At 42.7% G+C, this 12,324-nt stretch carries 9 protein-coding genes and 1 pseudogene; 4 read left to right on the forward strand and 6 right to left on the reverse strand.

Translation table 11 applies throughout. The features are described from left to right. Window positions 1–148 precede the first annotated feature (148 nt). Both NSTC745_RS34840 and NSTC745_RS34845 read left to right on the forward strand, forming a co-directional pair. Complete coding sequence (locus NSTC745_RS34840) at window positions 149–1,741, forward strand: S8 family serine peptidase (protein ID WP_445635108.1); 1,593 nt, start codon at window positions 149–151, stop codon at window positions 1,739–1,741. A 377-nt stretch (window positions 1,742–2,118) separates the two neighbouring features. Beyond that, window positions 2,119–3,450: a serpin family protein gene (locus tag NSTC745_RS34845; protein WP_445635109.1), complete on the forward strand. Its 1,332-nt coding sequence runs from the start codon at window positions 2,119–2,121 to the stop codon at window positions 3,448–3,450. A 195-nt stretch (window positions 3,451–3,645) separates the two neighbouring features. On the opposite strand, the gene NSTC745_RS34850 is transcribed toward NSTC745_RS34845, so the two are convergent. Beyond that, window positions 3,646–4,821: an AI-2E family transporter gene (locus NSTC745_RS34850; protein WP_445635110.1), complete on the reverse strand. Its 1,176-nt coding sequence runs from the start codon at window positions 4,819–4,821 to the stop codon at window positions 3,646–3,648. A 277-nt stretch (window positions 4,822–5,098) separates the two neighbouring features. Between NSTC745_RS34850 and NSTC745_RS34855 the strand changes: the two genes are divergently transcribed. After that, window positions 5,099–5,461, forward strand: a complete 363-nt coding sequence (locus NSTC745_RS34855; RefSeq protein WP_445638755.1) for a hypothetical protein — start codon at window positions 5,099–5,101, stop codon at window positions 5,459–5,461. A 286-nt stretch (window positions 5,462–5,747) separates the two neighbouring features. Further along, window positions 5,748–7,166 (forward strand): LCP family protein, encoded by a 1,419-nt coding sequence (locus NSTC745_RS34860; protein WP_445635111.1) that lies wholly within the window; start codon window positions 5,748–5,750, stop codon window positions 7,164–7,166. 27 nt (window positions 7,167–7,193) lie between these two features. Here the strand turns inward: NSTC745_RS34860 and NSTC745_RS34865 are convergent, their stop codons facing one another. The 5 genes and pseudogenes from NSTC745_RS34865 to NSTC745_RS34885 form a co-directional block, all read right to left on the reverse strand. Continuing rightward, a complete protein-coding gene (locus NSTC745_RS34865; protein ID WP_445635112.1) occupies window positions 7,194–8,234 on the reverse strand; it encodes an anthranilate phosphoribosyltransferase family protein in 1,041 nt (346 codons plus the stop codon). A 118-nt stretch (window positions 8,235–8,352) separates the two neighbouring features. Further along, window positions 8,353–9,300 carry a LysR family transcriptional regulator gene (locus NSTC745_RS34870; protein WP_096537422.1) on the reverse strand — a complete coding sequence of 316 codons (948 nt, stop codon included), beginning with the start codon at window positions 9,298–9,300 and terminating at the stop codon, window positions 8,353–8,355. 339 nt (window positions 9,301–9,639) lie between these two features. Beyond that, window positions 9,640–9,843 (reverse strand): annotated as a pseudogene (locus tag NSTC745_RS34875) (ParE family toxin-like protein); the annotation flags it as partial. 235 nt (window positions 9,844–10,078) lie between these two features. Beyond that, on the reverse strand, window positions 10,079–11,380 hold the full coding sequence (locus tag NSTC745_RS34880; RefSeq protein ID WP_445638756.1) for a HEAT repeat domain-containing protein: 1,302 nt from the start codon (window positions 11,378–11,380) through the stop codon (window positions 10,079–10,081). A gap of 138 nt (window positions 11,381–11,518) precedes the next feature. Then, a complete protein-coding gene (locus NSTC745_RS34885) occupies window positions 11,519–11,935 on the reverse strand; it encodes a QcrA and Rieske domain-containing protein (protein ID WP_445635113.1) in 417 nt (138 codons plus the stop codon). Between the last annotated feature and the right edge of the window lie 389 nt (window positions 11,936–12,324).

A 12,324-nucleotide genomic window follows, 5' to 3' on the forward strand; every position in this document is an offset into this window, starting at 1 on the left:
CCTCGTCTGTAATCATTGTAACAAAGCATTGAGCAAGACTCATAACTTTGATCCCGGCCTTTTTACAGGAGCAGATAACACCAGAGCAGAGAAAGAATAATAACTCCTAACTCTAGACTAATGACTAATAACTAATGACTAATAACTAATGACTAAAAAACTAACCTGGATAATTTGGGGATTGAGTGCTTCGTGTGTGAGTGCGCCGGTAATTGCTTCAGTTTTAGAGTCTCCCTTGGGAACTAACGGCATTGACGCTCTCAAGCTACATCAAAGTCCTTATAATTTAATCGGTCGCAAGATTGCTATTGGTCAAGTAGAAATCGGTCGGCCGGGAATGTTTGGCTGGGATAAGGCGGTGTCTAAAAACCGCGCTATATCTTTAGCTGCGGTGTTCTTACGCAATGGGCCAGCTAAGTCTAATAGCGGTGTTGACCCCCATGCTTACAATGTTGCTGGTGTGATGGTGAGTCGAGACAAAGGCATACCAGGAGTTGCTCCGGGAGCGCGACTTTACTCGTCTGCTGTCGGTTCAACTAAAAATATGGGTCAGCCAGAAGAGTGCTTATCGGCACAGCACGTAGCGCTACAAAATAGCGGCGATGTCCGTGCGATTAACTTTAGCTTTGGCGAACCTCTGAGCCGCGATCCTCGACCGCAGGCGACTCTAGACGGCAATGCTTTGTTAACTTTATGTGTTGACTGGTCTGGTCGCGTTCATGATGTTTTATATGCGATCGCCGGCAACCAAGGAAAGGGCGGTATTCCCATTCCTACAGATAATTTTAACGGAATCAACGTCGCTTTTTCATCCCGCAGGGGTGGAGTTTTTAATAAAGTAGATGTTGCTAATCTGGCTGGTGCAAATCAAGGAGTAACTGGGCGGCTAGCTGGGAGGGAGTTTAATATTGGTGGGCGTCGGGCTATCAGTTTAGTTGCTCCTGGTAGTAACATCAATTTACTTAATCCAGATGGCAAGTTGAACAAGGTTACGGGGACAAGTTTTGCCGCACCTCAGGTTACTGCTAGTGTTGCTTTGTTGCAGGAACTTGGCGATCGACAGTTGCGAACAAAACGAGCGAATTGGAGTACAGATTCTCGGCGTCATCAAGTGATGAAAGCTGTATTGCTCAATTCAGCAGACAAAATCCAAGATAGCGGCAATGGTTTGCGTTTGGGAATGACTCGGACATTAATTGATAAACAAAATCAAGATTGGCTGGCTTCTGATGCTTACAAAGATCCAAAAATTCCTTTGGATGCCCAAATGGGAGCAGGCCATTTGAATGTTTTTCGTGCTTATCAGCAATTTAATGCCGGTCAATGGCAGCCATCAGCAGCGGTGCCCTCTGTTGGTTGGGACTATCGCACAATCGATGTTGGCGGTGCTGTTGATTATTCCCTAGCTAAACCGTTAAAACAGGGTAGTTTTGTAGCAATTACTCTGAGTTGGGATCGATTGGTAGAACTCAACGATCGCAATAAAAATCAGCAGTATGATGTGGGTGAAAATTTTCGCGATCGCGGCTTGAATAATCTCGATCTGTACTTAGTAAAAGCTGATGCTCAAAAAGATGGCGGTGTTGTTTGTTCTTCAATCAGCCAAATTGATAGTGTAGAACATATTTTTTGCCCCGTTGCTGCTACTGGAAATTACAAAATCCGCGTCCAGTTTCGTCAAAACCTAAATGAAACAACTCAACCTTATGCTTTAGCTTGGTGGAGTGTACCCATTAATTGAAGTAGCAACCTACAACTCACATAAAACTTAGGCAATGGGGAATAGTCAAAAGCTATTGTCAATTGCCCTTGTGTAAATAATTCTGCCGAATTACCTAATTTTATAATTGGGTAGTCTACAATACGTTTATAGATAACTGGGCAATTTTATAAAAATCGAAATTTTTGATAGTTCCTTTGCACAAACACCTCAAAGAGGAATTCGGAATTAGCAACCCTAAAACTTGTGTTTAATTTCTCTGACTCAATTGTTTGCTGTTACAAAAACTGTAACAGTGCCATTCTTCTATTACAGCAGGTGCAATAGTTAATCATTGACACGGTTTTGCGTCAAACCTGAGACACAGATTAACAATCTTTGGCAAGTGAGGTAGCAGAATGAATCGGCAAAAATTTACTGGTGTGAAAGAAAATTTTCTGCAAAGACGCTATGGGGTTAGCCTTGGCAGACGTTATGTTTTGGCTGCTGCAAGTGTTGTTCTCTTCAGTGTCTTAGGGTGTTCTCAGGTCGATAGTAATAAAAGTGCCCTCGCTCAATCTAGTTTACCCCAGCCAGAAACTCCATTGGAAAAAAAAACAGTCAAGGCTGATACTAAAATTGTTCAATCTAATAATAAGTTTGGCTTCAAGCTTTTTTCAGAAGTTAATAAAACTGATGGTGGAGAAAAAAACGTTTTTATCTCACCTTCGAGTGTAGCGATCGCCCTAGCAATGACATACAATGGCGCTAGCGGTTCAACTCAACAAGCAATGGCAAAAACCCTGGAATTACAGGGAATGAATCTGTCAGAAATTAACTCTGCATATGCAGCAGTATTAAAACAGCTTTTAGAAAATCTTGATGCCAAAGTGCAACTGAAAATTGCTAACTCCCTTTGGGCAAATCAACAGGTAAAATTTCAGCCAGACTTTCTCCAAAGAACAGAGAATTTTTATCAAGCCAAGGTTAGCAATTTAAATTTTCAAGATCCTACAGCCATCAGTACCATAAACAATTGGGTAAAAGATAATACCGATGATAAAATCGATAAAATAGTCCAACAAATCGAACCCGAACAAGTGTTGTTTTTGATTAATGCCATATATTTTAAAGGTAATTGGACTAAGGAATTTGATAAAAATCAAACAGCCGAACATCCCTTTTACATCACATCTGGCAGGCAAAAACAACACCCCATGATGTCGCAAGAGGGTGATTACAGGTATTATGAAAACGAACAATTTCAGGCAGTGAGTTTACCTTACGGCAAAGATGGTAAACTCAGTTTTTATATCTTCTTGCCCAAACAAAACTCTAACCTCAATGCCTTCTCTCAAAACTTGAATGTTGAGAACTGGGAAAAATGGATGACTCAGTTCAACAAACAAAAAGGGTTTATTCGTTTACCCCGCTTCAAAACCGAATACGATGTTACGCTGAATAATACTTTGAAAGCTTTGGGTATGGAAGAGGCTTTCAGCAAGAAAGCTAATTTTTCTGGCATGGGTAAAAATTTTGCCATTAGCCAAGTTAAGCATAAAACTTTTTTGGAAGTGAATGAAGAAGGTACTCAAGCAGCTGCGGCTACTTCTGTAGGAATAGTTGCAACATCTTTAAGACAAGAACCAGAACCATTCCGTATGATTGTCGATCGCCCCTTCTTTTGTGCCATTAGGGATAATCAAACGGGAAGCGTTTTGTTTATGGGTTCAATTGTTGAGCCACAGTGAAAAGGACAGGGAGACAAGGGGACAAGGGGAGTATTCTTTATTCCCGAATCACCCAAACAGAAGGGTTGTTGATTATACTCACCAACCCTCCTAAGACTCGGTTATACAGTCCATATAATTCTCGCCCTTGCTCGAAATCTAAATAGTTACATTTGTCCCCTCGTCCCCTTGTCTCCTTGTCCCCTTGTCCTCCTACTAGGGTAATGTCGCTTCCGAAATGCTCAGAGTTTTTTTGGCATCAGTTTCCGGGGGTTGGTTTGGTGCAACAGACGCAGTTATTTCTCCTGTGTTGTCTTCCTGAATTTCACTACTGAACCCTCCAAGACGCACTGCACTTAAAATCGTCTTAATCACAACAGCTGTGGGTACTGCGACAATTACACCTAAAAGTCCGCCAATTCTTGCTCCTGTTAAAACTGAAATTAAAACCCAAACTGGGTTTAAACCAGTAAAACTACCTAAAATTCGGGGAGCAATTAAATTTTCGAGAATTTGTTGTACTATCACCGCTGCGATCAAAACTTTCACACCCATTGAAAAATCTTGCAGCGCTACCAATAGTGTAGTCAGAGCGATGCCCACAGAACCACCAAAGGGCACGAGAGCCATGATGCCAATAGTGAGGCCAAACAGCAGGCCAAAGGGTACTTTCAGCCACAAAAAACTCGGAATCATGGCTGAAGCCATACAGGTAGATAAAATTAGCTGGGTGATAAAGAAATTTTGGAAGCTCAAGCGCACGGTTTTGGAAAACGGATCTCGAAATCTAGCAGGTAGCCAGTCCACTAGACTTTGCCAAAGTTCGCCTCCATGCTGTAAAAGATAAAAAGTCAAAACCATCGTCAAGAGAAAATCTAGCAGACTAGTGAATGTCACTACAGCCAGATTTAAAACTTGTCCGGCGATCGCTTGTAGTTGTCCTTTAACGCGATCGTTAATTTGCACTACCAAAGCATCGAGGTTGATGGGTAAGCCGAAAGTCTCAGCTTTTTCGTTGAGAATCATTAGCTGAGAGCGTCCAGAGTCTATTAACTCTGGCAAGCGAGCCACTAGTTGCTGGGCTTGGGTGAGGGCTAGAGGAAAAAGTGTCACACCCAATGCCAATAAAATCGATAAAGCTAGGAGAAATACTAAAATAGCAACTTGCTCTCGCCTCGCGCCCTGATGCTCCATCCAGCTTACGGGGTAGTTGAGCAGAAATGCTAGTACCGAGGCTCCAACTAAAATGACTATGAGAGAATGGAAATAATTAAAAAATAGCGAAATTGCCCAACCATTGAGAACTAGCAGCGGAACGAATAACGCGATCGCTGTGATTCGCGCCATTGGTGTAAATGTCTGCCACCAGTCGAGTAGCTTACGTGTCTGCATTTTCAGCTGATTGCGGAATAGAACAAGATTAAATCTTTCTTTACAGTCTATTATCGCTAACTATACGAGTCTTATTCATCCTTCTAGTTTAGGAGTTAGACTAAGCCCAATGGAAAATTATCAACAAAATGAGACTGAGGAGTGGGGAATGGGGACTGGGGGAGATGAGAAGACAAACACAGATGGGGAAGTGTGGGGAGTGTGGGGAGAGAGGGGGGAAAAATTTCTTCATCATCCTCCCACACCTCCCACACCTCCCACACTCCCGGCTTGCCCTATGCCCGATGCCCAATCTCCAATCTCCAAAACCCAGCTACTTTTATATTTAATTCCGATTATCGGTTTTTTCCCATCTCTATGGACTCTCTATCGCCGCCAGGGTAGCCGGGAACAACTCGCTATTAGCCGTCTGTCTATTACTTTGGCGCTCACTTGGCTGTTGGGATATTCATTATTGGCTACCGGAGCAGCAACTTCCGATTTTTTTACAATACGTTTATTTATCCTTAATAGCTTTCTCACATCAGGTTATTTTTTAGTGAGTGTTTGGTTGATTTTGCGTGTAATACAGGGCAAATATGGGCGTTTACCAGGGTTTACTACTTTAGCGGAACGGGTGGTTGGAAAGTACTTATCTTAATTTTTTCGGGTGAAAATTAACAGTATTTTTACTGATATTGGAAAAAATTACAATTGATTTCTTCATACTATCTAGTCAAATCCAGTTTATTATTGCCATACTTCAGTAAAACATCTCCAGATTTACCCAAAAGAAGAAAAAATGCTGCTATAAGTGTTGTGGTTGACACTACATTAAAAAAGTTAGCACTAATAATTAAGAGTTAGGTATTATGGGTTGATTTGTCTGCATATTTTTAGTTTGCAAATTTACCGAATTTGATTAGTGAGTAAGTGTGAGGAAGTCTGTGACCATTCAAAGAAGTTCGGCAGAAGAAAACCAATCGGGAAAAGCGTCCAAGTCCGTTAAAAAAATTCCCCATAACTCCAAATCTGGACGTTGGCTGTGGTTTTGGGTGGGTATGAGTGGAATTGCAATGGTGTCAGCAACAGCCGGGGCGTTGCTGGCGGTATCTTTGACTAGTACGCCTTTACAGCAAGCTCAGCTAAGTCCCCAAGATGAAGCGGTGTTTGATGGCGATCGCATTTCTGGAGGCGTGTTGCGATTTTCAGAATTAACTCGCCCGGTTAATCTGTTGGTTATGGGCATGAGCGTACTACCCCCAGATATCCAAAACCCTCCTCAAGAAACTAAAAATCTTAAATACCTGCCCCAAGTCAACTCCTTTGATGGTCTTTCTGATGTGATGCTCTTGGTCAAATTCGATCCAGAGACGAAAAAAATAATTATGCTCTCCATTCCCAGAGACACTCGCACAGAAATAGAAGGGTATGGAGTTAAAAAAATTAATGCTGCCAATGTCGATGGCGGCCCAGCTTTGACTGCTAAAACTGTCAGCAATCTCTTGGGTGGCGTAGGAATCGATCGCTATGTCCGAATTAATGTTTTGGGAGTTGCAAAGCTAATCGATGCTTTGGGTGGCGTCACAGTCTACGTCCCCAAAGATATGAAGTATCAAGATGATTCGCAGCACTTGTACATCAATTTGAAAGCGGGGAAGCAGCATCTGGGCGGCGAGCAGGCACTACAATTGCTACGTTTTCGCCATGACGAACTTGGAGATATTGGTCGGATTCAGCGCCAGCAAATGGTTATGCGTGCTTTAATGGATCAGACTCTCAACCCCGCGACTGTGGCTCAATTGCCTAAAGTTCTTGATGTCGTGAAAGAACACATTGACACTAACTTGACGGTTGAGGAGTTAGTGGCGCTATTAGGTTTTGGAGTGCGGACAAATCGCTCCAACATGCAAATGCTAATGCTACCAGGTCGCTTTAGCGAGAAGAATGAGTTTGATGCTAGCTATTGGTTACCTAGCAAAAATAGTATTGCCAAACTCATGGCTCAACACTTTGGTCTAGAATCCGAAGAAGAACAGCAGACGAGTGACCCCCGTTCTTTACGTGTAGCAATTCAAGATAGTACAGGTGGCGATCGCTCTAATCTCCAACCATTAATCACAGCCTTGGAAAAATCTGGTTATCGCAATATCTTTATAGCTAAGGCATGGGGCGAACCTCTAGAGGTAACTCACATCGTTGCCCAACAAGGAGATGGTGACAGTGCCGAATCAATTCGCAACACTTTGGGATTTGGAGAAGTGCGTGTGGAAAGTACTGGCAACCTTGGCTCGGATATCAGTATTCAAGTCGGTCAAGATTGGTTGCAACAAAAATCTATTTTGGAGAAGTCGCTCGCGCCCTAAAGGATACGGTTGCAGCTGACATTGAATTTACCGCAAGGCTTGTAGTTCTTCGAGTTTAGCTGTTACCACACCACTGGTGAATAATTCTTCCGCCTTAGTTAAAGCCTCTGGCATATTTGGACAAATACCACTCCGCCATAGGTAGAATCCGCCATTCCATAAGGCAGTTTGCATTAATTCCCCTGGTTTACCTGCCAAAACCTCTCGAATATCCGCCACCAGTTCTTCAGTAGTTCCAAGGGGCACGTTTTTCGTAGTAAAGCCATAATCGCGGGGTACGAGGTGCAATCGTTCTATCTCTTGGGATGTTACCGATGAAGATAAGCCAACGATCGCAGTGCGATCGCGCGGTAAGTCACAGCTACCTTCTAATCCCTTCACAAATGTAAATTTTGTTACCCCACGCAGCCCTAAGGCGGTCTGAAACATCCCTTCAGTGGGCGGATGGACAAACCCAGCAATTACGTGAGCATCTCCAGCATAAGGACACCAAATTAACTCCATTGTTGCGAAGGGCGGACGTTTGCCAAGTTGATCGCGGTACTCCCAAATACTTGTAGTTAAGGGAAAATGCTGAGGCAGATAAATAAAGCCGATTCCCGTTTGTGCAAATACTTGCTGGGTTTTTGCTAGGGGTAGGGCAGTCCAATCGACTCCTAAACCCTGCCAAATATCTATCAGAGGTAAACCGTACTTAGTTGGCAAGCGATCGCCGCCGTGCATTACCACGGGTTGTCCGGCTGCGGCGAGTAGTAAAGCTGTCACCGGACTAATTGGTGCAGTGCGGGTTCTGCCATCGTAAGGGATGCCCAAAACCATCGCCGGCCGCTCAGAGACTATGGGTTGCAGTTTTGGGCCGAGTTCATCATAAGCATCCAACATTCCCGCTAACTCTTCCCCGGTGGGACGCTTGATTCTATGAGCAATCAAAAATGCTCCAATTTGGGCTGGTGTAGCTTCACCCAGCAGCATCATTTTAGTAGCGGTGGCTGCTTGGGCACGAGTTAAATTTTCTCCTGTGTGGTTACCGCTACCAACTTTCTGTACGAATTCCCTAAAATTGGTCATTAGTCATTAGTCCTTTGTCATTAGTCATTAGTCCTTTGTTAGTTAACAATAACCAATAACCAATGCCCAATGCCCCATGCCCCATGCCCAATGCCCAATGCCCCATGCCCAATGAAATTTAACAAGCCGATCGCTGCTGGTCAATTTGCAGTGGGATATTTTCCAACACAAGTTGCCAAAAGTGCTTGATGGGAGGAATTTGCAGACGATCTTGAGTTGTGACCATTACTACGCGGCGAGTCAAAGTCGAAGTATCTGGTAAACCACCAATACTATTGCTGGCTAGGGAACGAATGGCTAGGGTAGGGTCTTGGCGTGCTTCTACTAATGCTGATTGAGGTAGTAAAGCTATGAGTTCGCCTTGGCGCACTACTCCTCGGAAAGCATCTAGAGTATTTACCTCTAGAGCTGCCTGGAGTGTAGCTTCCATTCGCTCAAATCTATCTTGTACCAAACGCTGCATCCCATAGCCATCTTTAAAAACCACTTGGGGATAACGAATTAACTCAGGCCAAGGAACGAATTCATATTGGGCTAGGGGATGATTGGCTGCGGTTAGAACTTCTATAGGTTCATCATAAAGTACTTCTACTACCATTTCTCTACCAGTAGTTAAAAAGCGATTATTCATCACAATTGCTAAATCTACTAGTCCATCCTTGAGGACTTTCAGGGCGCGATCGCTTCCCAATGAAGTCACCCGCAATTGCACTTCTGGATAATCGTGGCAAAATTTTTGTAACACCGGGGGTAAGTAAGATCCGCATAGTGAATGAATCGCAGCAATGCAAAGTTCTGGCTGTTTTCCGGCTATTAAATCGGCTAATTCTTCTGTAGCAGTCTGCCATTCTTGGCAAATTTTGCGGACACGAGGTAGCAAACGTTCACCCGCAAGGGTTAGCTTGGCATGACTAGTTCTGTGAAATAGTTCTATTCCCAAATCTGCTTCTAATGCTTGGATTTGGCGACTAATTGTCGATTGCGTAACACCACATGTTCGCGCTGCTTGTTGAAAGCTGCCGGTTTGGGCGATCGCTAGAAAGGCTTGCAACTGCTCTAGGCGCATTTTTATGTAGCCTGCATTACATTTATCGGTTTCATTAAGTTAATGGATTTTTCCCCGCAGTTTAGTAGGGTTTGTTACAGGTCTTGTTATCGGATTTACATTTGTCTAAATCAGAATTTCCTGCTTTTGTTGTCAAATATCCGCATTAAAGCCAATTTTTCGGCAAATCTCACCAAAAAAGACTTAAATATTCTCTGCTGAAATATATAAATTTTTAGATAAGATTTTTGATCCATCATTATAAAAAGGGGTCAGGATAACCCATTCGTTCTAGACATAGGAGTTGACTGCTAACTGATGATTGTTGACGGTTAATAGTCATCAGTTATCAGTCAATAGCTATAAGTCAGAGAGTAACATGTCATACTCTGTATGTGAACCAACCCAAAACCAAATGACTGTATTGCCTTCTAATTGTCCAACTGCTCGATAACTTTTACTAATCCGAGCAGAGTAAATTGGTAATTCTGGATGTACTTTTTTGAAGCGTAAGCTTGGATGTCCAGGATCTTGCTTAAATTGGCGATATGCCTGACGTGTCTGCTTTTGAACTTGTTAGGGTAAATCTTGAAAAGCTTTACGGAATTGGGCAGTTGTGCGCGATTTCACAACGTTTCTGGATCTAACTCTTCTGTTTTAAAAGCGTGATACTCAGCCATAATTCTTATAGAGTTATTTGAAAAATACCTTGAGCTACATTCATAACTGTGGAATCTGCTTTTGAAACAATTGCTGATACAAATCACTCTTCTTGTCTCCCCATTCTCTTTAAAAAAATTTACCACTCTGCCAAAGCGATCGCGATTCCTTGTTGCAAATCTGGTGTAAGCTCAGGGTTATTTGCTAACTGCTGTAATTTTTGATGTGCGGCTTCCTTATCGAGATTTTTCAGTGCTGCGATCGCATGTAGTCTCACCGATACATTAGAATCAGCTAGCAGTGAAATTAATGGTTCAATTGCCTGGATTTTGCCTAACTGTCCTAAAGATAAAGCGATCGCACTTTTGATATTGGCGATTTTTGTCGCTGGATGTTGCGATTGCAATACTTCTACTAAAATTTCTGCGGCTGGTTTTGTTAGCTCAGGCTTTTGCACTCGCCCTAAAATCGTGACAATTTCTTGCCATACTGTTTCTGATGTACTTTGATTGAGTGCTGTTTGTAAATATTCCAAACTCGATTGTGTCCCCATCCAACTTAAAGCGCGGATAGTTTCTAATTGCAGGGTTATCGGTGTCTGGGGTGAAATCAGCAAATCAAATAAGTGTTTGGCGGCCTCATCACTACCCATACGAGAAAGGCTAATGGCTGCCGCACAACAAACATCAAGGTTAATGTCATAAAGCTTTGGTTGTAATCTCGTCACTAAATCGAAGGGTTGGCGCAAGTCGGGGCGAAAACCTAAACCAACCACTGCTGCACGTCTAACTGTAGCGGCTACATCATCCAAAGCGTTTAACAAAACTGGTGGTACGCGTTCATCGTCAAAGTTAGTGAGGGCTTCAATTGCAGCAGTGCGAATTGCGGGTTGTGGATCTTGGACTACACTCAACAGTGGTGCAATGATTTCTGTTTGCGGAATACAACAAAGCGATCGCACTGCCAAAAGCCGCGTATCTTCATCTACTAGAAGTTCTGCAAGCGAAGTAATAGCAACAGTACGCATTTTTCCTAGTGCTGTAGCTGCGATCGCTTTGAGTTCTTCATCCTCATCATTTTTCAATAATTCTACTAAAGCTGCGATGGCATTTGGATGCTGAAATTCTCCTAAAGTCCGTGCTGCATACCAACGTAATTCTTCATCTACGTCTTCATCTTTTAATATTTCAATCAGTGGTGGGATCGCAATATTTCCCAAGTTAGTTAATATCTTAGTTATTTCCCAGCGTTGCTGAAAATCACCCATCTCTAACATTGAAAGTGTTAATGTCAGCAGATATTCTCGATTTTCAACTATCTCTGGATGTTCAATGTCTGTCTCTATAATTAATTGTTGTAAATATTGAATTAGTGATGACCAATCAGCTGCCTTATATGCTGTCTGAACTTGCATCAAAAGCTGGTTGATGTTGTTCACGATTTTAAAAGTGAGTGGGGAGTGGGGAGATGGGGAGGTGGGGAGATGGGGAGATGGGGAGATGGGGAGTGTGGGGGGAAAGATTTCTTGCCCATCCTCCCACACCTTCCACACTTTCTGCTTGCCCCATGCTCCAATTATTTAACTTGGCTTGACTAGAACTGAACTACCTTCTATTTTGGCAGCGTAAGTTTTTAATGGTTCTGCTGCTGGGCCTTTTTGCACTTTACCGTCAGCCCCATATTCTGAACCATGACAGGGGCAGACGAATTTTTTGGCGTCAGCTTTCCATCCCACTGTACAACCCGCATGAGTACAAGTAGGGTTGACAGCCGTCAGGCTTTGAGATTTAGATGTACCGACTACCAACACAGGCCCCGCAGGTGAGTTTTTCGCCAACAATTGGCCTGTTTTATCTAAATCTGCTGATGTGCCTACCGTTTGCCAATCGGCTGATGCTGATGAATTTGTCTGGGAAGAACAAGCTGCGATCGCTACGGGTAAAGAACTCGCTATCCAACCCAAACCTACCCAATTAATAAAATCACGACGTTTCATAGCTCTTTTCACAAGAATTTTGACAACTCGTCAAATAGGATTGCTAGATATTAATTAAAAATACCTCCAGTCATCTCAAATACCTTTGATGTAAGCACTTTGCGCTACTTAGGACAGAATTGGATGTAAAAAATGCATATTTATCATACATTTTCTGCAATTCTACTAAAAAAACGTAACAATTTATACGATTTTAACAGAAATCTGACCTTAAGTTATGAGTATCGAAATTGTTACATGAACAGTAGCCAAAACTCCTTGACAAATTCCCCAAATGTAAATGACGACAAATTTTCCCCGATAAACCACGGATTTTAAGTTTCCCATTGGAATTTTCGGAAGTATAAATAATCAGCCGTAATCGCATATCTAAGTTTTTCTTGTCTAAT

This window comes from Nostoc sp. DSM 114161 (assembly GCF_052692665.1).